Source organism: Streptomyces sp. NPDC007945 (assembly GCF_042958885.1).
GTDB lineage: Bacteria > Actinomycetota > Actinomycetes > Streptomycetales > Streptomycetaceae > Streptomyces.
This window is the reverse complement of record NZ_JBIBJV010000003.1, coordinates 59,139-84,803: the sequence shown is the minus strand read 5'-3', so window position 1 is coordinate 84,803 and position 25,665 is coordinate 59,139. Positions and strand designations below refer to the sequence as shown.

The 25,665-nt window shown below is 72.0% G+C and carries 21 protein-coding genes and 4 tRNA genes; 15 read left to right on the top strand and 10 right to left on the bottom strand.

Going from position 1 to position 25,665, the window contains the following annotated elements:
- Nucleotides 1–225: 225 nt before the first annotated feature.
- From purS to purL, 3 genes are read left to right on the top strand one after another with little or no spacing between them, the layout of a single operon-like run.
- Nucleotides 226–471, top strand: a complete 246-nt coding sequence (gene purS / locus ACFZCF_RS11100) for a phosphoribosylformylglycinamidine synthase subunit PurS (RefSeq protein ID WP_015035032.1) — start codon at nt 226–228, stop codon at nt 469–471.
- Nucleotides 468–1,148, top strand: coding sequence for a phosphoribosylformylglycinamidine synthase subunit PurQ (gene purQ / locus ACFZCF_RS11095; protein ID WP_388442041.1), 681 nt, complete (start codon nt 468–470; stop codon nt 1,146–1,148). The genes purS and purQ overlap by 4 nt, the downstream gene beginning before the upstream one ends.
- The gene (gene purL, locus ACFZCF_RS11090) at nt 1,148–3,397 is read left to right on the top strand and encodes a phosphoribosylformylglycinamidine synthase subunit PurL (protein WP_388442038.1); all 2,250 of its coding nucleotides are present in this window, start codon (nt 1,148–1,150) and stop codon (nt 3,395–3,397) included. Before purQ ends, purL begins: the two co-directional genes overlap by 1 nt.
- Before the next feature lie 90 nt (nt 3,398–3,487).
- On the opposite strand, the gene ACFZCF_RS11085 is transcribed toward purL, so the two are convergent.
- Nucleotides 3,488–3,895 (bottom strand): nuclear transport factor 2 family protein, encoded by a 408-nt coding sequence (locus ACFZCF_RS11085; protein ID WP_388442035.1) that lies wholly within the window; start codon nt 3,893–3,895, stop codon nt 3,488–3,490.
- Nucleotides 3,896–3,961: 66 nt separating this feature from the next.
- Here ACFZCF_RS11085 and ACFZCF_RS11080 point away from each other — a divergent pair, with 66 nt between their 5' ends.
- Together ACFZCF_RS11080 and ACFZCF_RS11075 are read left to right on the top strand one after the other, a co-directional pair.
- Nucleotides 3,962–4,750, top strand: a complete 789-nt coding sequence (locus ACFZCF_RS11080; RefSeq protein WP_391286127.1) for a sterol carrier family protein — start codon at nt 3,962–3,964, stop codon at nt 4,748–4,750.
- Nucleotides 4,751–5,021: 271 nt separating this feature from the next.
- On the top strand, nt 5,022–5,846 hold the full coding sequence (locus ACFZCF_RS11075) for an META domain-containing protein (RefSeq protein WP_391286126.1): 825 nt from the start codon (nt 5,022–5,024) through the stop codon (nt 5,844–5,846).
- Here ACFZCF_RS11075 and ACFZCF_RS11070 read toward each other — a convergent pair.
- Both ACFZCF_RS11070 and ACFZCF_RS11065 read right to left on the bottom strand, forming a co-directional pair.
- Entirely contained in the window at nt 5,840–7,243 is a 1,404-nt protein-coding gene (locus tag ACFZCF_RS11070) for a sulfatase-like hydrolase/transferase (RefSeq protein WP_391286124.1), read from the bottom strand. The genes ACFZCF_RS11075 and ACFZCF_RS11070 overlap by 7 nt on opposite strands.
- A 1,386-nt stretch (nt 7,244–8,629) precedes the next feature.
- Nucleotides 8,630–8,722, bottom strand: a complete 93-nt coding sequence (locus ACFZCF_RS11065; protein ID WP_388442023.1) for a putative leader peptide — start codon at nt 8,720–8,722, stop codon at nt 8,630–8,632.
- Nucleotides 8,723–9,028: 306 nt separating this feature from the next.
- Here ACFZCF_RS11065 and purF point away from each other — a divergent pair, with 306 nt between their 5' ends.
- Nucleotides 9,029–10,555 carry an amidophosphoribosyltransferase gene (gene purF, locus ACFZCF_RS11060; RefSeq protein ID WP_388442020.1) on the top strand — a complete coding sequence of 509 codons (1,527 nt, stop codon included), beginning with the start codon at nt 9,029–9,031 and terminating at the stop codon, nt 10,553–10,555.
- A gap of 52 nt (nt 10,556–10,607) precedes the next feature.
- A complete protein-coding gene (gene purM, locus ACFZCF_RS11055; protein WP_388442017.1) occupies nt 10,608–11,687 on the top strand; it encodes a phosphoribosylformylglycinamidine cyclo-ligase in 1,080 nt (359 codons plus the stop codon).
- Nucleotides 11,688–11,830: 143 nt separating this feature from the next.
- On the opposite strand, the gene ACFZCF_RS11050 is transcribed toward purM, so the two are convergent.
- Nucleotides 11,831–12,082: a DUF3073 domain-containing protein gene (locus tag ACFZCF_RS11050; protein ID WP_388442014.1), complete on the bottom strand. Its 252-nt coding sequence runs from the start codon at nt 12,080–12,082 to the stop codon at nt 11,831–11,833.
- Nucleotides 12,083–12,372: 290 nt separating this feature from the next.
- On the bottom strand, nt 12,373–13,455 hold the full coding sequence (locus tag ACFZCF_RS11045) for a Leu/Phe/Val dehydrogenase (RefSeq protein ID WP_388442011.1): 1,083 nt from the start codon (nt 13,453–13,455) through the stop codon (nt 12,373–12,375).
- A 153-nt stretch (nt 13,456–13,608) separates the two neighbouring features.
- Here ACFZCF_RS11045 and ACFZCF_RS11040 point away from each other — a divergent pair, with 153 nt between their 5' ends.
- Both ACFZCF_RS11040 and bldC read left to right on the top strand, forming a co-directional pair.
- Entirely contained in the window at nt 13,609–14,463 is an 855-nt protein-coding gene (locus tag ACFZCF_RS11040; RefSeq protein WP_391286120.1) for a hypothetical protein, read from the top strand.
- A gap of 568 nt (nt 14,464–15,031) precedes the next feature.
- Nucleotides 15,032–15,238: a developmental transcriptional regulator BldC gene (gene bldC / locus ACFZCF_RS11035; protein WP_003949541.1), complete on the top strand. Its 207-nt coding sequence runs from the start codon at nt 15,032–15,034 to the stop codon at nt 15,236–15,238.
- Between the two features lie 456 nt (nt 15,239–15,694).
- Here bldC and ACFZCF_RS11030 read toward each other — a convergent pair.
- Together ACFZCF_RS11030 and hrpA are read right to left on the bottom strand one after the other, a co-directional pair.
- Nucleotides 15,695–15,768, bottom strand: a tRNA-Asp gene (locus ACFZCF_RS11030).
- 85 nt (nt 15,769–15,853) lie between these two features.
- Nucleotides 15,854–19,846 (bottom strand): ATP-dependent RNA helicase HrpA, encoded by a 3,993-nt coding sequence (gene hrpA, locus ACFZCF_RS11025; protein ID WP_391286118.1) that lies wholly within the window; start codon nt 19,844–19,846, stop codon nt 15,854–15,856.
- Between the two features lie 112 nt (nt 19,847–19,958).
- On the opposite strand from hrpA, the gene ACFZCF_RS11020 reads away from it, so the two are divergent.
- The 3 genes from ACFZCF_RS11020 to ACFZCF_RS11010 all read left to right on the top strand — a co-directional run bounded on the left by ACFZCF_RS11020 (nt 19,959) and on the right by ACFZCF_RS11010 (nt 22,023).
- The gene (locus ACFZCF_RS11020) at nt 19,959–20,333 is read left to right on the top strand and encodes a hypothetical protein (protein ID WP_388442002.1); all 375 of its coding nucleotides are present in this window, start codon (nt 19,959–19,961) and stop codon (nt 20,331–20,333) included.
- Nucleotides 20,334–20,395: 62 nt separating this feature from the next.
- Nucleotides 20,396–21,187, top strand: a complete 792-nt coding sequence (locus ACFZCF_RS11015; protein WP_388441999.1) for a DsbA family protein — start codon at nt 20,396–20,398, stop codon at nt 21,185–21,187.
- Nucleotides 21,184–22,023 (top strand): cytochrome c biogenesis protein CcdA, encoded by an 840-nt coding sequence (locus ACFZCF_RS11010; protein ID WP_391286116.1) that lies wholly within the window; start codon nt 21,184–21,186, stop codon nt 22,021–22,023. Before ACFZCF_RS11015 ends, ACFZCF_RS11010 begins: the two co-directional genes overlap by 4 nt.
- Nucleotides 22,024–22,062: 39 nt before the next feature.
- Here the strand turns inward: ACFZCF_RS11010 and ACFZCF_RS11005 are convergent.
- From ACFZCF_RS11005 to ACFZCF_RS10995, 3 genes are all read right to left on the bottom strand, one after another.
- Nucleotides 22,063–22,136 (bottom strand) — tRNA-Phe (locus ACFZCF_RS11005).
- Nucleotides 22,137–22,158: 22 nt separating this feature from the next.
- Nucleotides 22,159–22,232, bottom strand: a tRNA-Asp gene (locus ACFZCF_RS11000).
- Nucleotides 22,233–22,272: 40 nt separating this feature from the next.
- Nucleotides 22,273–22,345 (bottom strand) — tRNA-Glu (locus ACFZCF_RS10995).
- Nucleotides 22,346–22,451: 106 nt separating this feature from the next.
- Between ACFZCF_RS10995 and ACFZCF_RS10990 the strand changes: the two genes are divergently transcribed.
- The 3 genes from ACFZCF_RS10990 to ACFZCF_RS10980 all read left to right on the top strand — a co-directional run.
- Complete coding sequence (locus tag ACFZCF_RS10990) at nt 22,452–22,802, top strand: metallopeptidase family protein (protein WP_030496497.1); 351 nt, start codon at nt 22,452–22,454, stop codon at nt 22,800–22,802.
- 232 nt (nt 22,803–23,034) lie between these two features.
- Nucleotides 23,035–23,691 carry a hypothetical protein gene (locus ACFZCF_RS10985; RefSeq protein WP_391286113.1) on the top strand — a complete coding sequence of 219 codons (657 nt, stop codon included), beginning with the start codon at nt 23,035–23,037 and terminating at the stop codon, nt 23,689–23,691.
- Nucleotides 23,692–23,904: 213 nt separating this feature from the next.
- A partial coding sequence (locus tag ACFZCF_RS10980) for a DEAD/DEAH box helicase (RefSeq protein ID WP_391286110.1) occupies nt 23,905–25,665 on the top strand: 1,761 nt, incomplete at its 3' end.

The following is a 25,665-nucleotide window of genomic DNA, read 5'->3' as shown; positions in this document are numbered from 1 at the left end:
TGTGAAGCCCTGGCAATTGTCTCAGCGTGTCCCGGGCAATGCACGGCGCGATATTTCACGTGCATTTCATGCGCGGAGGGGTGTGGGGGGCGTTTGGAGTGGATCAGCCGTGGCGGTGCCTTCCGGCCTGGGCATTTGTAGGATCCTTCAGATCTCTACCCGCGTAGAATTTGGAGGCAGGTACGCTGAGGGAACCGCCCACGCAACACACCACCGGGAGTGCCAGTGGCACGCGTCGTAGTCGACGTCATGCTCAAGCCGGAGATCCTCGACCCGCAGGGACAGGCGGTGCAGCGTGCACTGCCCCGCCTCGGGTTCGCCGGAATCGCCGACGTCCGTCAGGGGAAGCGCTTCGAGCTGGAGGTGGAGGGGCCGGTCGACGACGCCGCCCTCGCCCGCATCCACGAGATGGCCGAAACCTTCCTCGCCAACACCGTGATCGAAGACTTCGTCGTGAAGGTCGAGTCGTGACCGCTCGCATCGGCGTCGTCACCTTCCCCGGCACGCTCGACGACCAGGACGCCCTGCGCGCCGCCCGCCTCGCCGGCGCCGAGCCGGTCTCGCTGTGGCACCGCGACAAGGACCTCAAGCAGGTCGACGCGGTCGTCCTCGCCGGCGGCTTCTCCTACGGCGACTACCTGCGGGCCGGCGCCATCTCCCGCTTCTCGCCGGTGATGGAGACCGTCATCGAGCAGGCCAAGGCGGGCATGCCCGTCCTCGGCATCTGCAACGGCTTCCAGATCCTCACCGAGGCCCATCTGCTGCCGGGCGCGATGCTGCGCAACAACCACCTCCACTTCATCTGCCGCGACCAGAAGCTGCGGGTGGAGAACGCGGAGACCGCCTGGACCTCGGACTACGTCCAGGGCCAGGAGATCGAGGTCCCGCTCAAGAACATGGACGGCCGCTACGTCGCCGACGAGCGCGTCCTCGACGAGCTGGAGGCCGAGGGGCGGGTGGCCTTCCGCTACCTGGACGTGAACCCCAACGGCTCGCTGCGTGACATCGCGGGCATCACCAACGCCGCGGGCAACGTGGTCGGCCTCATGCCGCACCCGGAGCACGCCGTCGAGCCGCTGGTCGGCACCGGCAAGACGGACGGCCTCGGTTTCTTCACCTCGATCCTCAAGAAGCTGGTCAACGCCTGATGAGCCTCGACACCGTCAAGCACGCGAGCGAGACGCCGGACAGCGAGCAGCCCTGGAAGGAGCTCGGCCTCAAGGAGGACGAGTACGCGCGCATCCGGGAGATCCTCGGCCGCCGTCCCACCGGCGCCGAGCTCGCCATGTACTCGGTCATGTGGTCCGAGCACTGCTCCTACAAGAGCAGCAAGGTCCACCTGAAGCAGTTCGGCGAGAAGACGCCCGAGAACGACGCCATGCTCGTCGGCATCGGCGAGAACGCGGGCGTCGTCGACGTCGGCCAGGGGTACGCGGTCACCTTCAAGGTCGAGTCGCACAACCACCCCTCGTACATCGAGCCCTACCAGGGCGCGGCCACCGGCGTCGGCGGCATCGTCCGCGACATCCTCGCCATGGGCGCCCGCCCGGTCGCGGTCGTCGACCCGCTGCGCTTCGGCGCGGCCGACCACCCCGACACCAAGCGCGTGCTGCCCGGTGTCGTCGCCGGCATCGGCGGCTACGGCAACTGCCTGGGCCTGCCGAACATCGGCGGCGAGGTCGTCTTCGACTCCTGCTACCAGGGCAACCCGCTGGTCAACGCCGGCTGCATCGGCGTGATGAAGCACGAGGACATCCACCTCGCCAAGGCCTCGGGCCCCGGCAACAAGGTCATCCTGTACGGCGCCCGCACGGGTGGCGACGGCATCGGCGGCGTCTCGGTCCTCGCGTCCGAGACCTTCGACGACACGAAGCCCACCAAGCGCCCCGCCGTCCAGGTCGGCGACCCGTTCCAGGAGAAGCTCCTCATCGAGTGCACCCTGGAGATCTTCAAGGAGAAGCTCGTCGCGGGCATCCAGGACCTCGGCGGCGCCGGGCTCTCCTGCGCCACGTCCGAGCTGGCCTCCGCCGGCTCCGGCGGCATGCGCGTGGACCTCGACAAGGTGCACCTGCGCGACGCGACGCTCTCGCCCGAGGAGATCCTCATGAGCGAGTCGCAGGAGCGCATGTGCGCGATCGTCGAGCCGCAGCACGTCGACCGCTTCCTGGAGATCTGCGAGAAGTGGGACGTCATCGCGGTCGTCATCGGTGAGGTCACCGAGGGCGAGCGCCTGGAGATCTTCTGGCACGGCGAGCAGATCGTCGACGTGCCGCCGCGCTCCGTCGCCCACGAGGGCCCGACGTACCACCGGCCGTACGCCCGCCCGGAGTGGCAGGACGCGCTCCAGGCCGACGACGCCGGCAAGCTGCCCCGGCCGCAGGACGGCGCCGAGCTCAAGGACCAGGTCCTGAAGCTCGTCTCGTCCCCGAACCAGGCCTCGAAGTCCTGGATCACGGACCAGTACGACCGCTTCGTGCAGGGCAACACGGTCCTGGCGCAGCCCGAGGACGCGGGCATGGTCCGCATCGACGAGGAGACCAACCTCGGCGTGGCCATGGCGACCGACGGCAACGGCCGGTACGCCAAGCTCGACCCGTACACCGGCGCGCAGCTCGCCCTCGCGGAGGCGTACCGCAACGTCGCCGCCTCCGGCGCCAAGCCGCTCGCCATCTCGGACTGCCTGAACTTCGGTTCGCCCGAGGACCCGGCCGTGATGTGGCAGTTCGCCGAGGCCACCCGCGGTCTCGCGGACGGCTGCTTCCAGCTGGGCACCCCGGTGACCGGCGGCAACGTCTCGCTCTACAACCAGACCGGTGAGGTCGCCATCCACCCGACGCCCGTCGTGGCCGTCCTCGGTGTGATCGACGACGTCAACCGCCGCACCCCGATCGCCTTCGCGGAAGAGGGCCAGCTCCTCTACCTGCTCGGCGACACCAAGGAGGAGTTCGGCGGTTCGGCCTGGTCCGAGGTGATCCACCAGCACCTCGGCGGCATGCCGCCGGCGGTGGACCTCGACCGCGAGAAGCTGCTCGGCGAGATCCTGATCTCGGCCTCCCGCGACGGCATGATCGACGCGGCGCACGACCTGTCCGACGGCGGTCTCGTGCAGGCGGTCGTCGAGTCCTGCCTGCGCGGCGGGAACGGCGCGCGCCTGATCGTCCCCGAGGGCCTGGACGCCTTCACGTTCCTCTTCTCGGAGTCGGCGGGCCGCGCGGTCGTCGCCGTCCCGCGCAGCGAGGAGCTCCGCTTCACCGACATGTGCGGCGCCCGCGGCCTGCCGGCGACCCGCATCGGTGTCGTCGACGGCGACGCGGTCGACGTCCAGGGCGAGTTCAGCCTCTCCCTGGAGGAGCTGCGCGCCGCCCACGAGGCGACCATCCCGGGCCTGCTGGCCTGAGTCGGTTCACCCGGAAACCCCCGCTCCGCTCGGGCGGGGGTTTCCGCGTTCCGCCCGGACCCGGGCCCGGGAGAGTCCGAGGTCCGCGCTTCAGCCGGCGCCCCAGAAGGCGTCCGACTCGGGGATGTCCGCCACGCACTCGTCGACGTCGGAGATCTTGCCGCCGACGAGGGTGAAGAACAGGCCGCCGTCCATCTCGATGCCCCGGTCGTTCCGGTCGCCGTGCCACCGGTGGACGGCCATCACGTGTCCACGGCCGTCCGGATAGACGCCCTTCAGCTCCACGCGGAAGGTGCCGCCGGTCAGCTCGGAGAGCCTCCCGAGGTGGGCCAGGACGTTGTCCCGCCCTTTGAAGTGCCCGGACATCTGGCTCTCACCGGGCGAGTGGTGCGTGCAGTCGCTGGTCATGAGGGAGGCGAGCGTCTCCACGTCACCGGTACCGAACGCTTCGTACCCCCGGCGCACGACAGCCGCGTCGGGGTGCTCGTGGTGGGTCATGGTCCCCCACTGCCTTTCCACAGGGGTTGCCCCCCTCCCCTCAAGTCTCGGCGCTAGCCTCGGGCCATGCCACCCGCCAGGAAACGCACCCGCAGCTACGACCCCGCCAGGACCCGCGCCGCCGTCACCGCCCAGTTCGGGCACGTACGGGACGCGGTGCTCGCCCTGCCGCCCGAGGCGCTCGACGGTCCGACGCGGCTCGGGACCTGGACGGTGCGGGAGCTGGCCGCGCACGTCACGATGGCGCTCGGCGCGGTCGTGCGGGGGCTCGACGCGCCCGAGCCGGCCGCCCGGGAACTCACCCTCCTGGACTGGCCCCTGGCCACCGCCGGCGCAGCCGCCGGGATCGACGGGGACGTCCGGGCGCTCGACGCCGCCGACCTGCCGGGGCTGTACGCGCGCGTGACCGAGGAATTCGCGAGGGCGCTGGCCGGCGCGGACGGGGAACGGCTCCTGCCGACCCGCTTCGGCGCCATGACGCTCGACGACCACCTCGTCACCCGCACCGTCGAACTCGTCGTCCACACCGACGACCTCGCCGCCGCGACCGGCACGGAGATCCCCTACGACCGGCAGGCCCTCGCCGCCTGCACCCGGCTCCTCGCCGACGCCCTGGCGGTGAAGGCCCCCGGCGGCGCCGTGGAGGTCAGGATCCCGCCGTACGCGGTGGTGCAGTGCGTGGAGGGCCCCCGGCACACCCGGGGCACCCCGCCGAACGTCGTCGAGACGGACCCGCTGACCTGGATCCGCCTCGCCACCGGGCGCACCGACTGGGCCACCGAGCGCGCCGCGGCCCGGATCGCCGCCAGCGGCGAGCGCGCGGACCTGGCGGGGCTGCTTCCCGTGATGGGGTAGGGCGGGCTGGGCCGACCGGACCGGCTGGACCGTCCGGACCGGCTGGGCCGTCCGGGCCGGTTGGGCCGTCCGGGCCGTCCGGGCCGGTTGGGCCGTCCGGGCCGACCGGACCGGATCGGGCCGGATCGGGAGCGCGGGCGTGCCGGATCGGAGTGGGCGTGCCGGGCGCGCCGTGAGCCCGGCCCGGTCCCGGGCCGCGTTACGGGCGCGTCCGCGCCACCCGGGTGGACGCGTCCGGGAACCCGGCGCGGGTCCGCCGCGTCCCATCGGCATGCCGAAGCCGCGCAGCACCACCCTCGCCGCCGTCCTGCTCGCCGCGTCGCTCTCTGTGTCGCTCTCCGCCTGTGGTCAGGGCGGGGACGCCGGCGGGAGCGCCGGCGATCCCGACCTGCCGCTCTCCGGAAGCGAGTGGACCGTCGGGGCGGTCACCGTCGACGGCAGCCGCGCGCAGGCCCCCGAGGGCGCCCGCGTCGACTTCACGGGCGAGGGGCGCGCCCAGGGCAGTACCGGCTGCAACCACTTCGGCGCGGCCGTCACCGTGGCCGGCAGCACGGTCACGGTCGCCCCAGACGAGGTCACCGAGAAAGGCTGCCCCGCGGACCTGCGGCGCTTCGAGACCGCCTTCCTCGCCGCCTTCGCCGGCCCCCTGAAGGGCACGCTCACGGACGGCGCGCTGACCCTGGTCTCCGCGGACGGCGCCCGGAAGGTGGAGCTGGCCGCCGAGCCGTCCCCGCCGCTGCGCGGCACCACCTGGAAGATCGACGGCCTGGTCTCCGGCGGCACCGCCGCCTCCCTTCCGGCCGGCGGCGGCGAGAAGGCCCGCTTCGTCATCGGCACCGACGGCCGGATCACCGGCAACCTCGGCTGCAACGACTTCTCCGCCACCGCGAGGCTCGACGAGAAGGCCCGCACCCTGACCGTCGAGGGCCCGGCCGCCACCACCCGCATGATGTGCACGAGCCCCCAGATGCGGCTGGAGACGCAGCTGTACGAGCTCCTCGACGGCCCGCTCTCCTACCGGCTCGACCACCGGACCCTGACCCTCGTCGACGGCGCCGGCGAGGGCCTGAGCGCGCGGGCCGAGGCCGCTCAGTAGCGCAGCAGCCCCGCGTCGATCCGCTCCCAGGCGGCCCGCAGCCCGGCGAGCCTGGCCTGCTCGAAGGGGGCCCGGTCGGCCTGCTCCCGGGCGTCCTCGGCGAGGTGGAAGAGCTGGTCGCGGCCGGACTTGCCGCGGTAGTACTTCCAGTCGCCGCGGCGAAGCGCCCGCTCGCCCCTGACCCGCCAGAACAGGTCCCGCTCCGGCACGTCCTCGCCGCGCAGCAGGTGCCCGGCGAGGCTGGTGCCGTCGAGCGGGTACGCGGGGTGGGGGCGGGCGCCGGCGAGTTCGAGCAGGGTCGCCGTCCAGTCGGGGGTGAAGACCGGCAGGTCGCTGACCTGGCCGCCGTCGACGCGGGCGGGCCAGCGCAGGATCGCGGGGACGCGGATGCCGCCCTCCTGGAGGGAGCCCTTGTTGCCGGCGAGCGGCCAGTTGTAGGAGAAGCGCTCGCCGCCGTTGTCGCTGGCGAAGAAGACGAGGGTGTCCTCCTCCTGCCCGGACCTCCTGAGCGCGTCGAGGACCCGGCCGATGGAGCGGTCGAGGTCCTCGACCATCTCCTTGTACTTCTCGACCGAGCCGCCGTCCTGGTGCCAGAGGGCGGAGCGGTCGCCCGCCTCGATGCGGCGGACGATCTCGGCGCTCGCCTCCTCGTCGCCGTCGGCGATCCACGGCCAGTGCGGGGTGGTGAAGTTGAGGTTGAGCAGCCACGGCTTCCCGTGGTCGCGGCTCACGTACTCGCTCGCCCGCTCGGTCAGGATGCGGGTGTAGTAGCGGAGGTCCTTGTACGGGGCGTCGCCCTCGTAGAGGTCGTACTCGCCGCCGAGGCCGAGCTTGGAGTAGTACTCCAGGGCCCCGCCGAAGTTGCCGAAGAACTCGTCCCAGCCGGACTTGGTGGGGGAGTAGTCGGGGAGGTAGCCGCAGTGCCACTTGCCGATGAGGGCGGTGGCGTAGCCGGAGTCGCGGAGCAGCGAGGCGAGCGTGGGGTGGGTGGGTTCGAGGCCAACGGACTTGTCGGCGATCGGCTCGGCCAGCCCGCCCTTGGTACGCCCCGGGTAGCGGCCCGCGTAGAGGCTGAAGCGGGTGGGGGAGCAGGTCGAGGAACCGGAGTACGCGTCGGTGAAGCGGACGCCCTGGCGGGCGAGCCGGTCGAGGTGCGGGGTCCGTATGTGCGGGGAGCCGTAGGAGGAGAGGTCGGCCCAGCCGAGGTCGTCGCCCAGGATGAAGAGGACGTTCGGCCGGCGGGAGTGGCGCCGCGGCCGGGCGGCCCGGAAGGGGCGTTCCACCGTGGGCGCGGCGGGGACGGGAGCGGCATCGGCGGTGCCGGTTCCGAGGGCGGCCACCGCGGCGGCACCGGCGGCGGCACCCCCGAAGGCGCGACGGGACAAGGGCGTGGGCATGGCGAATCTCCAGGGAACGTACGGGTACGCCTCCAAACCCGGCGGTGGGGGACGGCACCGCGGGCGGAGGCACGGGGGAACGGGGAGGCGGAGGCGGGGTGGAGGGGACGGGGTAGCGGGGGCGGCGGAGGGGACGGACGAGCGGACCCGGCGGGCGGACGCCCCCGCTCCGACGGAGGGGCGCCTCCCGCTCCGACGGGTCGGGTACCGGCCTGACGGGTGGACGGCTCCCGGTCCGATGGAGGGGCGCCTCCCGGGCGGGCGGAGGGGCGCCTCCCGGACCGACGGGCGGACGGCTCCCGTCCGACGACGGGACACGTCCCCGCCCGGCGGGCGGCCGGCGCCCGGTCTGACGGAGGGAGCGCGTCCCGGGTCGACGAGCGGCCGGCTCCCGCCGACGGGCGGACGGCCCCCGGCCTGGCGGAGGGAGCGCTTCCCGGATCGACGGGCAGACGGTTCCCGCCGACGGGTGGACGGCTCCCGGTCCGACGGAGGGAGCGCGACCCGGGTCGACGGGTGGACGGCTTCCGCCGACGAGCGGACGGCTCCTGGCCTGACGGAGGGAGCGCTTCCCGGGTCGACGGGTGGACGGCTTCCGCCGACGAGCGGACGGCTCCCGGTCTGACGATGGGCGGCCTCCCGGACGGACGAGCGGGGCCTGGCAGGTGGACGGCTCCCGGTCTATCGAAGGGGCGCCTCCCGGACCGACGAGCGGGCGGCCTATCGGTCCGGCTTGCGGGTCCCGGCCGGTCCGGGCCCAGCAAGGTCCCCGCCGGTCGGCGCCTAGCTAGGCCCCCGCGCGGCGGGCTTGTGGCCCTCACGGCGCGGCGGGCCTCCGGCGCTCCGGCGCGGCGAGCCTGCGGCCGCCCAGAGCCAGGCGGGCGCAGGCCCCCGGCCCGGCGGGCGGGCGACCCCCGGCCCGGCGGCGACCCCTGGCCCGGTGGGGCGGGTGACCGCGGTCCGGAGCCGGAAGGCCCCGCCGCCTCCGGCGAACCTGCCACCCCCGAGGGCCCGGCGGGCGCGGCGGGCTCGCCGCCCCGAGGGCCCGACGGGCGCGTGGCCCTGAGGGTCCGGGGGCCGCGGCGGGCTTGCCGCCCCCCTAGTGGCACAACGGCCGCGTGGCCCTGAAGCCCCGGCGGGCGTCAGCCCCTCTGCCCGGCGGGCGTGAGGCCGCCGGCCCGGCGGGCGGAAGGCCCCCGGCCCGGCGGGCGGAAGGCCCCCGGCCCGGCCGGCATGACCCCCCCCGGCGCAGGGGCGTAAGGCCCTCGGCCCAGCGGGCGGAAGGCCCTCAGCCCGGCCGGCATGACCCCCCCGGCGCAAGGGCGTAAGGCCCTCGGCCCAGCGGGCGTGACGCCCCGACTCGGCGGGCCGGGGCGTCACGCCCGGTCAGGTGGGGCGACAGCCGGTGCTCGTGACACGGGCGAGGTCCACGTGTCGGCGCTTGACGAGGGTGACCGGTCGGTCGCTGTGGGGCTGCATGGGGCAGGAGCCTCGCCGAGCCGGGCGGGGGCGTCAACGGGGTGAGGGTGGGTCGACGCGCGTAGTTCGCGTGATCGAAACGCCGGTGAAACCCTGGCGGACTGCGTTCTGCGTCACATCGAGGGGCCTTCAGGGGAGGGGTGCGGGTGCCCGCCGGAACAGGGGCCGGAGGGCCGGAGCCCTTCCGGCGCCTGCCTTGTAGGCCTCTCCAAGTACGCGACGATCTTTTGGTGCGATCGTACGACCGTCGCTTACGCTCCGTTCCCCAATTCGGACCAGTGGTCGAGGTCCCCTAGACTCGAAGACGTGCCACGTGGTGACGGTCGACTCAATCACGACCTGCTCCCCGGCGAGAAAGGCCCCCAGGACGCGTGTGGCGTCTTCGGTGTCTGGGCTCCGGGTGAAGAGGTCGCAAAGCTCACGTACTTCGGGCTCTACGCCCTCCAGCATCGGGGCCAGGAATCCGCGGGAATCGCGGTCAGCAACGGCTCCCAGATCCTCGTCTTCAAGGACATGGGCCTCGTGTCCCAGGTCTTCGACGAGACCTCTCTCGGTTCCCTCCAGGGTCATATCGCGGTCGGTCACGCCCGCTACTCGACCACCGGGGCCTCCGTGTGGGAGAACGCCCAGCCGACCTTCCGGGCCACCGCCCACGGTTCGCTGGCGCTCGGCCACAACGGCAACCTGGTGAACACGGCGCAGCTGGCCGAGATGGTCGCCGACCTTCCCAAGAAGGACGGCCGCGCCACCCAGGTCGCCGCCACCAACGACACCGACCTGCTGACGGCGCTCCTCGCCGCCCAGGTCGACGAGGACGGCAAGCCGCTCACCATCGAGCAGGCCGCCGCGAAGGTCCTCCCCGACGTCCGGGGCGCCTTCTCCCTCGTCTTCATGGACGAGCACACGCTCTACGCGGCCCGCGACCCGCAGGGCATCCGCCCCCTGGTCCTCGGCCGCCTCGAACGCGGCTGGGTCGTCGCCTCGGAGTCCGCCGCCCTCGACATCTGCGGCGCCAGCTACGTCCGCGAGGTCGAGCCGGGCGAGATGATCGCGATCGACGAGAACGGCATCCGCACCTCCCGCTTCGCAGAAGCGAAGCCGAAGGGCTGTGTCTTCGAGTACGTGTACCTGGCCCGTCCCGACACGGACATCGCCGGCCGGAACGTGTACCTCTCCCGCGTCGAGATGGGCCGCCGCCTCGCCGCGGAGGCCCCCGTCGAGGCCGACCTGGTCATAGCGACGCCGGAGTCCGGCACCCCCGCCGCCATCGGCTACGCGGAGGCCTCCGGCATCCCCTTCGGCGCCGGCCTGGTCAAGAACGCCTACGTCGGGCGCACCTTCATCCAGCCCTCGCAGACCATCCGCCAGCTCGGCATCCGGCTGAAGCTCAACCCCCTCAAGGAAGTCATCAAGGGGAAGAAGCTCGTGGTCGTGGACGACTCCATCGTCCGCGGCAACACCCAGCGCGCCCTGGTCCGGATGCTCCGCGAGGCCGGCGCGGCCGAGGTCCACATCCGGATCTCCTCGCCGCCGGTCAAGTGGCCCTGCTTCTTCGGCATCGACTTCGCCACCCGCGCGGAGCTGATCGCCAATGGCATGTCCGTCGAGGAGATCGGCAAGTCGCTCGGCGCGGACTCGCTCTCGTACATCTCCCTGGAGGGGATGGTCGAGGCGACCACCATCGCCAAGCCGAACCTCTGCCGGGCCTGCTTCGACGGCGAGTACCCGATGGAGCTGCCCGACCCCGAGCTGCTCGGCAAGCAGCTCCTGGAGACGGAGCTGGCCGCCGGCCCCGCCGCCACCGCGGCGTCCGACGCCCTGCGCCGTCCGTGAGACCCCGCTGCACACCCGCAGTGAAGCAGTGACGACACGAAAGTTCTCACCCATGTCTGAGATCGCCAGTGCCGCAGGCGGCGCCAGCTACGCCTCTGCGGGCGTCGACATCGAGGCGGGCGACCGCGCCGTCGAGCTCATGAAGGAGTGGGTGAAGAAGACCCGGCGCCCCGAGGTCCTCGGTGGCCTCGGCGGCTTCGCCGGCCTCTTCGACGCCTCCGCCCTCAAGCGCTACGAGCGTCCGCTGCTCGCCTCCGCGACCGACGGCGTCGGCACGAAGGTCGACATCGCCCGCCAGATGGGCGTGTACGACACCATCGGCCACGACCTGGTCGCGATGGTCATGGACGACATTGTCGTCTGCGGCGCCGAGCCGCTCTTCATGACCGACTACATCTGCGTCGGCAAGGTCCACCCGGAGCGGGTCGCCGCCATCGTCAAGGGCATCGCCGAGGGCTGCGTCCTCGCCGGCTGCGCCCTGATCGGCGGCGAGACGGCGGAGCACCCGGGCCTCCTCGGCCCGGACGACTTCGACGTCGCGGGCGCCGGCACCGGTGTCGTCGAGCACGACCGGCTGCTGGGCGCCGATCGCATCCGTACGGGGGACGCGGTCATCGCCATGGCCTCCTCCGGTCTTCACTCCAACGGGTACTCGCTCGTCCGCCACGTGGTCTTCGACCGCGCCGGCATGAGCCTCGACCAGCGGGTCGAGGAGCTGGGCCGCACCCTCGGCGAGGAGCTCCTGGAGCCCACGAGGATCTACTCGCTCGACTGCCTCGCGCTCACCCGGACCACCGAGGTGCACGCCTTCAGCCACATCACCGGCGGCGGCCTCGCGGCCAACCTGGCGCGGGTCGTCCCCGACGGGCTGCACGCCACCGTGGACCGCTCCACCTGGACCCCGGGTGCGATCTTCGACCTCGTCGGCACCGCCGGACAGGTCGAGCGCCTGGAGCTGGAGAAGACCCTCAACATGGGCGTCGGCATGATGGCCGTCGTCCCCGCCGAGTCGGTCGACGCCGCCCTCACCACGCTGGCCGACCGCGGGCTCGACGCCTGGGTCGCCGGCGAGATCACCGAGCGCGGCGACAAGGACTCCGGCGCGGAGCTGGTCGGCGACTACGCGAAGTAGTCCCCGCGAAGACGCGAGAAGGGGCACCCCGCCGGGCGGGGTGCCCCTTCTTCGTGTCCTGAGGTGTCCGGCCGCCGACCGCGCCCGGGCAGCACGAAAACTCGGTCCGGGGTGCCCTGGACCGAGTTTCGGCGTTCAGAAGGTCAAGCGCGACGCCGGGAGGACTGCGGACCGGACTCGTCGTCCTCGTCCTCGTCGTCCGTGTTGTAGAGATCCGCGTACTGCGCGTACGGGTCGTCTTCCTCGTCGTCCTCGAACGGCTCGCCATTCGGCGGCTGGCTCGAAGTCGAAGCGCCCAGCTCATTGGCCAGACGCGACAGGTCAGTCCCGCCGCTGCTGTACTTCAGCTGGCGGGCGACCTTGGTCTGCTTGGCCTTTGCCCGGCCGCGCCCCATGGCTCGACCCCCTCGGTGACGGGGCTCGCTGGCCCCAGAGTCTTGACACGCGTTCATGATGCGAAACGGGCTCTCGGTGGAGAGACCGGTCCGCAGGGCTTCAACGGTACCTGTTTCCTCGGGTCTACGGTACGCCGTGCGCATCACATACCCCGGTACAGAACCATCGAGGTGCCCTTACCTCGCTGGTCAATCGCGATTTTAACCTCTTCTGGGGGGCCGACCCGCCGACCGGCGTGAGCGAAGTCTCCCGGGCGGCGGACCGATCACTCCCCGTGCGCCGGGGCGGCTCAGCCGCGCCGGGCCTCCGCCATCCGCTGCTCGGCGATGCGGTCGGCGGCCGCGGCCGGCGGAATGCCGTCCGCCTTCGCACGTGTGAAGATCTCCAGAGTGGTGTCGAAGATCTTCGTGGCCTTCGCCTTGCAGCGGTCGAAGTCGAAGCCGTGCAGCTCGTCGGCGACCTGGATGACACCGCCGGCGTTCACCACGTAGTCGGGCGCGTAGAGGATGCCGCGCGCCTCCAGGTCCTTCTCGATGCCCGGGTGGGCGAGCTGGTTGTTCGCCGCCCCGCAGACCACCTTCGCGGCGAGGAACGGGACGGTGTCGTCGTTCAGGGCACCGCCGAGCGCGCAGGGCGCGTAGACGTCGAGGCCCTCGACCCGGATCAGGGCCTCGGTGTCGGCGACGACCTGGACCTGCGGGTACTTGTCGGTGATCCGGCGCACCGACTCCTCGCGGACGTCGGTGACGACGACCTCGGCCCCGTCCGACAGCAGGTGCTCGACGAGGTAGTGGCCGACCTTGCCGACGCCCGCGACGCCGACCTTCCGGCCGCGCAGGGTCGGGTCGCCCCACAGGTGCTGGGCGGAGGCGCGCATGCCCTGGAAGACGCCGAAGGCGGTCAGGACCGAGGAGTCGCCGGCGCCGCCGTTCTCGGGGGAGCGGCCGGTGGTCCACTGGTTGGTCCGGGCCACGACGTCCATGTCGGCGACGTAGGTGCCGACGTCGCAGGCCGTGACGTAGCGCCCGCCGAGGGAGGCGACGAAGCGGCCGTAGGCGAGGAGCAGCTCCTCGCTCTTGATCAGCTCGGGGTCGCCGATGATCACGGCCTTGCCGCCGCCGTGGTCCAGCCCGGCCATGGCGTTCTTGTACGACATGCCGCGCGCGAGGTTGAGGGCGTCGGCGACGGCCTCGGCCTCGGTCGCGTACGGGTAGAAGCGGGTGCCGCCGAGGGCGGGGCCCAGTGCGGTGTTGTGCAGGGCGATGACGGCCTTCAGGCCGGTGGCGCGGTCCTGGCAGATCACGACTTGCTCGTGTCCGCCCTGCTCCGAGTGGAACAGGGTGTGCAGGACGCCGTCGGATACAGCGGTCACGGTGGTGACTCCCAAGTACGAAGCGGCGGAAGGTCCTCCCTGTGGGTGGGGGAGGACACATTGCGCCACGAGATTAAGTCCTACCTGGGCGTAGGGAGGGCGGAGTGGGCCGGATCACCCCCTCGCGGAGTACCCGCGTGGAAGGATCGGGACATGTCGGTCGACTCCACGGTGCTCGTCCCGTACGCCTCGTATCTGCGCGTGTACGAGCCGCTGGCCGCGTTCCCCGAGCCGGAGCGGACCCACTGGTCGCGGTACGCCCGCCGGCCGCGCACCCCGGGGGCCCAGGACGAGCTGCGGCGCTCGCTGGCGGACCTGGCGCCGGTGCCGCCCGTGCCGGTCCCGGTGCACGAGAGCGGCGAGGCCTTCGTGGCGCACCTGGACGGCGTGGTGGTGGTCTGCCCGTGGCGGACCCGGCTGCGGGGCTGGCTGGCGCTGCGGGACCTGGTGGCGGAGGGCGGGCTGCCGGAGTCGGTCCTGGACGCGATGCTGCCGCCGGTGGTGCGGGCCCAGGTGGAGGCGGACCACGAGCGGTGGCTGGAGCGGAACCCGGACGCGCGGCCGTGGATCAGGACGGCGGTGTGGCAGGTGCCGCTGCGCTGGTTCGCGCTCTTCGGGGACGAGGAGCGGTGTTACGAGCCGGGGGACCGGGTGGCGGGGCGGGCGCCGGTGCTGCGCTACCGGACGACGATGGCGCAGGCGCGGCGGCGGCTCGCGCGGGCGCTGCGCGCGCTGCGGGACTCGGTGGACGAGGGGACGCTGGCGCAGGGCCTGGTGGACGTGGGCCGCTGGCTGGAGGAGTTCCATCCGCGGGCACTGGTGGAGCTGGACTACGGCGGTCTCGTGCACGCGGTGGCGGAGGAGCGGCTGGCGGCGGACCGGTCGGCCGCGGACGTGGCCGCGGGGCTGGCGGCGCTGCGGGCGGGGGACGACGACGCGGCGGGCGAGGTGTACGCGCGGCTGGCGGAGCGCTGGCGGGCCGTCAGGGACCTGCGGCACGCGAACTGAGGGCCCGGCGGGACACGAATTGACATAGGTCGGGCATCTTCGTCAGGTGTGCATGGACAAGACATGTCCCACGGGGGTAAATGATCTTCAGACGCCTGGCTGGATCGATCTGTCCGAATCACATGGGACGTTGGTCCTGAACCGGGCCTTTGACTCAAGCGTGACGGACAGCACTAAACGCACCCTTGCGTCGATCGCCCACCCTCGTGCCAAAATAGGACAAGGAGTCCGGGGAGGGTTCCTTCCGTCCAACTTTGGCCGGAAAGCTCAGCATTGCACTCTATGGGGGGTCTGAGGACTCCTGATCGCTCTGTGACTGATCGTCACAGTGGTGTGACTGTCCGCTATGGCATGGTCAGTCGACTTCCGCCGCTGATGAACACCTGCGAGGGCAATTCCATCGGTTTGGCCGACGCGGCTGGACGGATGGTGTAGTTGTAGTGCCGAGGACAAGCCGTTCGTCCTATAACCGACTCGACCCGCTTCTGCCATTTCGGGCAAGGCGGGTCAAGGTGCAGAATTTAGAGGAAAGAACCGAGAAGGTTCGGTTCTCCCGAGGAGGCCGCTCATGACCGCTCGCACCCCTGATGCCGAGCCGCTGCTGACCCCTGCCGAGGTCGCCACGATGTTCCGCGTGGACCCGAAGACGGTGACTCGCTGGGCCAAGGCCGGCAAGCTCACGTCCATCCGCACCCTGGGTGGGCACCGTCGTTACCGCGAGGCCGAGGTCCGCGCTCTGCTGGCGGGCATTCCGCAGCAGCGCAGCGAGGCCTGAGGCTTCGGCGACAGCCGCAGCACACGCAGCACCCCGTAACACCGGGCAGCTCCGGGTCCCCCAATCCGGTCGCCCAACCCACAGCTCTGCCGGCGGTTCCTGCCCCAACAGGCCACCGTCAACGATCGCGCTGGACTCCGCCGGGTCCGGCGCGATCGTCTTTTTTGTGCCCGGGACCCTTCGCCTCGCCTCCCGCTCCCCACGTCGGAGACAGGTGCAATTGCACATATTAAATTGAGTCGTTGTAGGGAGCGTGTAAAAGAGGGGGTTTCTGAACGAGTTTCAGTGACTCCCGTCACACCCGCGAAGTCTTGCCACAGAACAGCCTCCCACCCCGGGGAACACGCCCAACCCGCCGATGGTCACCGGATGGTGGGACTTTCGTCCCCCGTTCGAGTGCAGTTCACGCATGACGAAGAAGGCCCGCATCGAGACGATGCGGGCCTTCTTCCGAGGCGATCCTGACGGGACTTGAACCCGCGACCTCCACCTTGACAGGGTGGCGAGCTAACCAACTGCTCCACAGGACCCTCGCAACCGGTTGTTCTTGGCTGCGAGAAGAACTGTACAGCAGGTCAGCGGTCTGGTCGAACCCACCGCCCGTCGGCCCCCGGTCTACCGCGCCGGGCCCGGCACGGCCGCGTCGATGGCCTTCACGATCCGCTTGTCCGACACCGGATGGGCCGTGCCGAGGGCGTGGGCGAAGTAGCTCACCCGCAGCTCCTCGATCATCCAGCGGATGTCCGTGACCTCGGCCGGCACCGGCCGGCCCTTCGGCAGCTGCTCCAGGAGCCACGCGTACTCGTCGAGCATCTCGTGGACCTTCTCCATCCGGGTGGTGTCCCGCTGGACCCCGGTCGGCATCTGTTGGAGCCGCCGGTCCACCGCCACCAGGTAGCGCATCAGGTCCGGCAGCCGCTTCAGACCCGTACGGGTCACGAAACCGGCCGGCATGAGCCAGTCCAGCTGCCCGCGCACGTCCTGGAGGTTCGGCAGCAGCGCCGGGCTCGTGGTGGCCTTCAGACGCCGCTCGCACGCCTGCCAGGCGGCCAGGACCTGCTGGACCTGACCCACCGTCCGGATCGTCAGCTCCACCAGGTCGGCGCGGACCTTGTCGTACAGCTTCCGGAAGGACGCCTCGTCCCACACCGGGCCGCCGTGGTCCGCGATCAGCCGGTCGGCGGCCGCGGTGGCGCAGTCGTCGAACAGCGCCTGGATCGAGCCGTGCGGATTGGCCGACAGGGCCAGCTTCTGCTGGTTGGTGAGCTTGTCGGAGGCGAACTTCGCCGGGTTCACCGGGATGTTCAGCATGATCAGCTTCCGGGTGCCCCGCCACATCGCCCGGTCCTGCTCGGCCTCCGAGTCGAAGAGCCGCACGGCCACCGAGTCGCCCTCGTCGACCAGCGCCGGGTACGCCTTCACCGGCTGCCCGCCCCGCTTGGTCTCGAAGACCCGGGTGAGCGTCCCGATCGTCCAGTCCTTCAGGCCCGCGCGCTCCAGGGAGGGCCCGGAGCCGTCCGGGCCCGCCGTGGCCGCCTGGGCGGCCTTGGAGAGCGCCTGACGGGCCTTGGGGCGCAGCTTCAGGCGCAGCGTCTCCAGGTCCTTGTCCTCGGCGAGCTTCCGGCGCCGCTCGTCGACGATCCGGAAGGTGATCTTGAGGTGGTCGGGGACCTTCGCCCAGTCGAAGTCCTCCGGCGTCAGCGGGACCCCGACCATCCGCTGGAGCTCGCGCGCCAGCGCCGTCGTCAGCGGCTCCTGCACCGGCACGACCGCGTCCAGGAAGCGGCCGGCGAAGTTCGGGGCGGGCACGTAGTGGCGGCGGATCGGCTTCGGCAGCGAGCGGATCAGCTCGGTGACGACCTCCTCGCGCAGGCCCGGGATCTGCCAGTCGAAGCCCTCGTCGGTCACCTGGTTCAGGACCTGGAGCGGCACGTGGACGGTCACGCCGTCCGCGTCCGCGCCCGGCTCGAACTGGTACGTCACGCGGAACTTCAGCGCGCCCTGCCGCCACGAGTCCGGGTAGTCGTCCTTGGTGACGGCGCCGGCCTTCTCGTTGATGAGCATCTCGCGCTCGAAGTCGAGGAACTCCGGTTCCTCGCGCCGCTTGTGCTTCCACCACGAGTCGAAGTGGGCCCCGGACACGACGTGTTCGGGGACCCGCTTGTCGTAGAAGTCGAAGAGCGTCTCGTCGTCGACGAGGATGTCCCGGCGCCGGGCCCGGTGCTCCAGCTCCTCGACCTCGGTGAGCAGCTTGCGGTTGTCGGCGAAGAACTTGTGGTGGGTGCGCCAGTCGCCCTCCACCAGGGCGTTGCGGATGAACAGCTCGCGGGAGACCTCGGGGTCGACGCGGCCGTAGTTGACCTTGCGGTCGGCGACGATCGGGACGCCGTACAGCGTGACCTTCTCGAAGGCCATCACGGCCGCCTGGTCCTTCTCCCAGTGCGGTTCGCTGTACGTCTTCTTCACCAGGTGCTGGGCGAGCGGCTCGACCCACTCGGGCTCGATCCGGGCGTTCACCCGCGCCCAGAGCCGCGAGGTCTCCACCAGCTCGGCGGACATCACCATCCGCGGCGGCTTCTTGAAGAGGGCGGAACCGGGGAAGATCGCGAACTTTGCGTTGCGGGCCCCCAGGTACTCGTTCCGGGTGCCCTCCCGCTTCTGGTCCCGGCCCTCCTTGGCGTCCTTCACGTCCTTGAGGCCGATGTGGCTGAGGAGGCCGGAGAGGAGGGAGACGTGGATGGCCTGCTCGGGGAAGGACTCGTCGTCCCGGGGCTCGGTGAGGTGGATCCCCATCTGCTTGGCGACCGTGCGCAGCTGGGCGTAGATGTCCTGCCACTCGCGGATGCGCAGGAAGTTCAGGTACTCCTGCTTGCACATCCGGCGGAAGGAGGACGAGCCGCGCTCCTTCTGCTGCTCGCGGACGTACCGCCACAGGTTGAGGAAGGCGAGGAAGTCGCTGGTCTCGTCCTTGAAGCGGGCGTGCTGCTGGTCGGCCTGGGCCTGCTTGTCGGCGGGGCGTTCGCGGGGGTCCTGGATGGAGAGCGCGGCCGCGATGACCATGACCTCGCGGGCGCAGCCGTTCTTGTCGGCCTCCAGGACCATCCGGGCGAGCCGGGGGTCGACGGGGAGCTGGGAGAGCTTCCGGCCGAGCTGGGTGAGCCGCTTCTTCGGATCCTTCTCCGTGGGGTCGAGCGCGCCGAGCTCCTGGAGGAGCTGGACGCCGTCCCGGATGTTGCGGTGGTCCGGCGGGTCGATGAAGGGGAACTTCTCGATCTCGCCGAGGCCGGCGGCGGTCATCTGGAGGATGACGGAGGCCAGGTTGGTGCGGAGGATCTCGGCGTCGGTGAACTCCGGCCGGGTGAGGAAGTCGTCCTCGGAGTACAGCCGGATGCAGATGCCGTCGCTCGTACGGCCGCAGCGGCCCTTGCGCTGGTTGGCGCTGGCCTGGGAGATCGCCTCGATGGGGAGGCGCTGGACCTTGGTGCGGTGGGAGTAGCGCGAGATCCGGGCGGTGCCCGGGTCGATCACGTACTTGATGCCGGGGACGGTCAGCGAGGTCTCGGCGACGTTGGTCGCGAGGACGATCCGGCGGCCGGAGTGGGCCTGGAAGACCCGGTGCTGCTCGGCGTGGGAGAGGCGCGCGTAGAGCGGCAGGATCTCCGTGTTGAAGAGCTTCTTCTTGGTGAGGGCGTCCGCGGTGTCGCGGATCTCCCGCTCGCCGGAGAGGAAGACCAGGATGTCGCCCGGCCCCTCCTTCTGGAGCTCGTCGACGGCGTCGCAGATGGCGGTGATCTGGTCCCGGTCGGCGTCCTCGGAGTCCTCTTCGAGTAGCGGCCGGTAGCGCACCTCGACCGGATACGTCCGCCCGGAGACCTCGACGATCGGGGCGTCGCCGAAGTGGCGGGAGAAGCGTTCGGGGTCGATGGTCGCGGAGGTGATCACGACCTTCAGGTCCGGGCGCTTCGGCAGCAGCTGGGCCAGATAGCCGAGCAGGAAGTCGATGTTGAGGGACCGCTCGTGGGCCTCGTCGATGATGATCGTGTCGTAGGCGCGCAGCTCGCGGTCCGTCTGGATCTCGGCGAGCAGGATGCCGTCCGTCATGAGCTTCACGAAGGTCGCGTCCGGGTTCACCTGGTCGGTGAAGCGGACCTTCCAGCCGACGGCCTCGCCCAGCGGGGTGCTCAGCTCCTCGGCGACGCGCTCGGCGACGGTGCGGGCGGCGAGCCGGCGGGGCTGGGTGTGCCCGATCATGCCCCGGACGCCCCGGCCCAGCTCCAGACAGATCTTCGGGATCTGGGTGGTCTTTCCTGAGCCGGTCTCGCCGGCGACGATCACGACCTGGTGGTCGCGTATCGCCTCCAGGATCTCGTCCTTCTTCTGCGAGACCGGGAGCTGCTCGGGATAGGTGACGGCGGGCACGCGGGCGGCGCGTCCGTCGACGCGCTCCTTGGCCTTGGCCGCCTCTGCGGCGATCTCGTCCAGGACGGCCTCGCGGGCCTCGGGCTTGCGGATGCGGCGGGCGCCTTCGAGACGGCGGCCGAGCCGGTGGGAGTCCCGCAGCGAGACCTCGGCCAGGACGGACTGGAGGGCGGCGAAGGAAGTAGACATACGGAATCCAGGATCGCACCTGCGGCCGAGAAGCGGCGAACCGATTTACGAAGGGGGGCGGCCGGCGGTGCGTAGTATTCCGGGCATCTGCCCCGGACCGGAGAGGTTTCGTATGTTCCGCACCACACGCGCGTCGGCGTCCGTCGCGGTGGCGGTGCTGACGGCCCTGGTGCTCGGCCTGCTGGTCCGCGGTCCGGTTCCCGGGGGGACGGTCTCCGGCGGCGGTTCGGCTCCGAGCGCGGGCCCGGTCGCCCTGGGCGCCGCCGTGCCGGGGTGCGATCCGGGGCATCCGGCCGAGTCGGGCGACGCGGGTCCCGTCGTACCGCCTCGTGCGCACGGCTTCGCCGAGCTGCTGCCGGCGCTCGCCGCCGACCGGGGGCCGAGCGGGGTCCGGCAGCCGGACCTCCGGGCTCCGGCCACGCCGCCGGGGCGGGAGCCGCCCGCGCGCGTGCCGACGCCGGTGGAGCTGTCGGTCCTGAGGGTGTAGGCGGACGGCCGCCCCAGCCGTCCGCCCCTTCCGCCGCCTTCCTCCCTCAGGAGCGTTTCCGCATGTCCACCTCCGCTTCCAAGCCCAAGCCCGCGTCCACGTCCAAGTCCAAGCCGATCGTGATCGTCGCCGGGGTGGCGGTCGCCGCCGCGCTGCTCGGCGTCGTCTCGTTCACCGCCACCAAGCCCTCCTCCCCCGGTACGTCCGGCTCCTCCGCCGTCGCCGAGGTGTCCGCCGACCCGCAGGCCGGGGTGTACGCGGAGCTGGAGAAGTACGCCCGCCGGGACGCCGCCGACAAGCTCGCCCTGGGCCGCGCCGACGCGCCGGTCGTGCTGATCGAGTACGCCGACTTCAAGTGCGGCTACTGCGGGAAGTTCGCCCGGGACACCGAGCCGGTCCTGATCGAGAAGTACGTCGAGAAGGGCACGCTGCGCATCGAGTGGCGCAACTTCCCGATCTTCGGCGAGGAGTCCGAGGCGGTGGCCCGCGCCTCCTGGGCCGCCGGGCAGCAGGACCGCTTCTGGCAGTTCCACCAGGCGGCGTACGCGGACGGGGCCAAGGAGAAGGGCTTCGGGACCGAGCGGCTCGCCGCCCTCGCGAAGGAGGCCGGGGTGCCCGACCTCGCCCGCTTCGCGAAGGACAGCGGCAGCGAGGCGGCCCGGCAGGCCGTGCGGAAGGACCAGGAGCAGGGGTACGCGCTCGGCGCCTCCTCCACCCCCTCCTTCCTGATCAACGGGCGGCCGATCGCGGGCGCCCAGCCCCTGGAGACCTTCACGGAGACGATCGAGGCGGCGGCCGCGTCGGCGCGGGAGAAGTCGGCCGCCCCGGCTCCGGAGAAGGCGGCCGGGCGGTGACCTCGGGGATCGGCTACTTCGCGGCCTTCCTCGGCGGCCTCCTCGCCCTCCTCAGCCCGTGCAGCGCCCTGCTGCTGCCGGCGTTCTTCGCGTACTCGATCGAGAACCGGGCGAAGCTGGTGGCGCGGACCGCGATCCTCTACGCGGGCCTCGCCACCACCCTCGTACCGCTGGGCGCGGCGGGCTCGCTCGCGGGCCGCTTCTTCTACGGCCACCGGGACCTGCTGGTCGCCGCGGGCGGCTGGCTGATCATCGGGCTCGGCGTCCTCCAGATCCTGGGCCTCGGCTTCGCCTCGCGCCGGATGTCGGAGGCGAGCGGCCGGATCCGCCCCACCTCGGCGGTCTCGGTCTACGCCTTGGGCCTCGTCTACGGCCTGGCGGGCTTCTGCGCGGGCCCGATCCTCGGCAGCGTCCTGACGGTGGCGGCGCTGAGCGGCAGCCCGGCGTACGGCGGCCTGCTGCTCGCGGTGTACGCGCTGGGGATGGCGGTGCCGCTGTTCGTGCTCGCGCTGCTGTGGGAGCGGTACGACCTCGGGCGGCGGCGCTGGCTGCGCGGCCGGCCGCTCCGGGTCGGCCGCTTCGAGGTCCACTCGACCTCGCTGGCGTCGGGCCTCTTCTTCGTGGCCCTGGGCACGCTGTTCCTGGTCTTCGACGGGACGACGGCGCTGCCGGGGCTGCTCTCGGTGGACGGCTCCTTCGCCGTGGAGCGGCGGGTCGCCGAGTGGGGCCGGGCGGTCCCGGACTGGGCGCTGCTGGTCGGGGTCGTGGCGGCGGTCGGTCTCGTCCTCGCGCTGCGGGGCCGGGGCCGTGCGCGGCGGGCGGAGCAGCCGGAATAGACGAAGGGCCCCGTTCTCGCGAACGGGGCCCTTCTGCTGTGGCTGGGGCCGGGGTCGAACCGGCGACCTATCGCTTTTCAGGCGATCGCTCGTACCAACTGAGCTACCCAGCCACGAAGCTGTTTCCAGCTTCGGCGACTCTGACGGGACTTGAACCCGCGACCTCCACCTTGACAGGGTGGCGAGCTAACCAACTGCTCCACAGAGCCTTGCTTGTGTACGAGCACTAGTCTCGCACACGGTTGTGCGTGCCCCCAACGGGATTCGAACCCGTGCTACCGCCTTGAAAGGGCGGCGTCCTGGGCCACTAGACGATGAGGGCTAACGGCCCCACCTGGGCGCTTCATCAGCGCGTCGGGGACGTGAGAAGCATATGGGATGGCAGGCGGTATCGCCAAAACGGTTTCCACCCGGGGGAGAATGGGCCCGTGCTGGAGATGACGCGCGAGGAGTTCGAGGAGCTTGTCGCCGAGGCCCTGGACCGGATCCCGCCGGAGCTGACGCGGCTGATGGACAACGTGGCGGTGTTCGTGGAGGACGAGCCCTCTCCGGACGACCCGGAGCTGCTCGGCCTCTACGAGGGGACGCCGCTGACCGAGCGGGGGGAGTGGTACGCGGGCGTGCTGCCCGACCGGATCACGATCTACCGGGGGCCGACGCTGCGGATGTGCGAGTCCCGGGAGGACGTGGTGGCCGAGACCGAGATCACCGTGGTCCACGAGATCGCCCACCACTTCGGCATCGACGACGAGCGGCTGCACGCGCTGGGCTACGGCTGAGCCCGATCCGGCCGTCCGGAGGGCCGGGATCCGGGTGGGACCGGCCGACGGGATCGAACAAGGGTGTCGTCGTCCCGTGTCCCTTGTGGCGGCCGGGGAGTTGGGCAGGGGGACGCGTTCCCTTCCCCGCCTTCTGTGTCCTGGAGGTGCCTCCGTGCGCCATGTCCCCACCCGCGTTCGATGGGCCGCCGCCGCCCTCGCGGTCGCCGCGTGCGCCGGTCTGAGCGGCTGTATGAGTGTCGGCGACGAGAGCGCCCGGCCCGCGCCCGGAGCGAGCGGGGGGAAGCCGGGGGCCTCGGCCGAGCCCGACGGCGGCACCGGTGAGCCGGACGGCGGCGGCGGGGCGTACGGCGACGGGCGCGGCGGCCAGGCGGGCGGCCCCGACGCGGCGGGCGGGGGCGGGAGGTCCCCGGTGCCGAGCGGTTCGCCCTCCGCCTCCGCCTCGCCCTCCGGGGGCGTGGAGCCCCCCGCGGCGGGCCGGCCCGGCGGGCCGCGGCCGTCCGGGACGCGTCCGGCGGGCGGCGCGGCCGCCGGCGGCCACGACGGGACGGGCGGCGCGGCCGGGAGCGCGGGCGGCGGGGAGGCGGGCGGTCCCGGCGGCAGCGGCGGATCCGGCGGGGGCGGCACGGACGGCGGGGGCACGGGCGGGACCGGCGGCGAGGCCGGCGGCGCTCCGGGCGGTGGCGGGGGCACCCCCTCGCCGGAGCCGACGCCGGAGCCGACGCCCACGCCGGAGCCGACCCAGGAGCCGACGCCGGAGCCCACCCCCGAGCCGACGTCGAACCCGAGCGATCCGCCGACCGAGGGGCCCTCGACGCAGCTGGGTGGGATGCGGGCGGTCGCGGCGGCCACCGAACCGGCGGCATCTCCGCAGGTCAGCCCGGCATGAGACGTAGGTCACCCGGAGCGACTTGCCAGCGGTGGGGGAGGGTGCGTATGGTGGTAGATCGTTTGATCCCATTTGCCCGGCGCCACCATCGAAGAGCGCCGCGACTGGCGCGTACCTCTCCCCTTGCCGTGGCTGACCGCATTGAGGCGGTCTTAAGGCGAAACACGGAGTTGACGGGCGCGTGCCGAGACTCCGGAAGGTTTCGCATTTCGCATGTCCATTTCCAGTTCTGACCACACCGTCATGCCCGAGAACGACGAGATCATCGAGATCACCGAGATCGTCGAGCTCTCCGACGACGCGGAGATCACCGACGAGGCCACCGAGGCCCTCGACGTCTCCGACCTGACCGACGAGGCCGACGACGCCGACTCCGACGCGGCCCCCGAGATCACCTTCGGTGACCTGGGCCTGCCCGAGGGCATCGTCCGCAAGCTCGCGCAGAACGGCGTGACCACCCCCTTCCCGATCCAGGCCGCGACCATCCCGGACGCCCTGGCCGGCAAGGACATCCTCGGCCGCGGCCGCACCGGCTCCGGCAAGACCCTCTCCTTCGGCCTGCCGCTGCTGGCCACCCTGGCCGGCGGCCAGACGGAGAAGAAGAAGCCCCGCGGCGTCATCCTCACCCCGACCCGTGAGCTCGCGATGCAGGTCGCGGACGCCCTCCAGCCCTACGGCGACGTCCTCGGCCTCAAGATGAAGGTCGTCTGCGGCGGCACGTCGATGGGCAACCAGATCTACGCCCTGGAGCGCGGCGTCGACATCCTCGTCGCCACCCCCGGCCGTCTGCGCGACATCATCACCCGCGGCGCCTGCTCCCTGGAGCAGGTCCAGATCGCCGTCCTCGACGAGGCCGACCAGATGGCCGACCTGGGCTTCCTGCCCGAGGTCACCGAGCTGCTCGACCAGGTCCCGGCCGGCGGCCAGCGCCTCCTCTTCTCCGCCACCCTGGAGAACGAGATCGACAGCCTGGTCAAGCGCTACCTGGTGAACCCGGTCGTCCACGAGGTCGACCCGTCCGCCGGCGCCGTCACCACCATGACCCACCACGTCCTCGTCGTGAAGCCGAAGGACAAGGCCCCGGTCACCGCCGCCATCGCCGCCCGCAAGGGCCGCACGATCATCTTCGTCCGCACCCAGCTCGGTGCCGACCGCGTCGCCGAGCAGCTGCGCGAGTCCGGCGTGAAGGCCGACGCGCTGCACGGCGGCATGACCCAGGGCGCCCGCACCCGCACGCTCGCCGACTTCAAGGACGGTTACGTCAACGTCCTCGTCGCCACCGACGTCGCCGCCCGCGGCATCCACGTCGACGGCATCGACCTGGTCCTCAACGTGGACCCGGCCGGCGACCACAAGGACTACCTGCACCGCTCGGGCCGCACCGCCCGCGCCGGCCGCTCCGGCGTCGTGGTCTCCCTGGCCCTGCCGCACCAGCGCCGCCAGATCTTCCGCCTCATGGAGGACGCGGGCGTCGACGCCTCGCGCCACATCGTCGGCGGCGCCGGCGCCTTCGACCCCGAGGTCGCCGAGATCACCGGCGCCCGTTCGCTCACCGAGGTCCAGGCCGACTCCGCGAACAACTCGGCCAAGCAGGCCGAGCGCGAGGTCGTCGACCTCACCCGTCAGCTGGAGCGCCTCCAGCGCCGCGCCGTCGAGCTCCGCGAGGAGGCCGACCGCCTCGTCGCGCAGGCCGCCCGCGAGCGCGGTGAGGACCCGGAGACCGCCGTCGCCGCCGTCGCGGAGGCCGCCGAGGCCGAGGTGGCCGCCGCTGCCGCCGAGGCCGAGCGCACCGCCCGCGAGGAGCAGCGCCGCGAGGAGCGCCCCGCCCGCGACGAGCGCGGCAACTACGAGCGCCGTGACCGCGGTGGCTTCCGCCGCGACAACGACCGTCCGTCGTTCCGCGACCGCGACGACCGCGGTGGCGACCGTGGCGGCTTCCGCCGCGACAACGAGCGTCCGTCGGGCGGTTTCCGT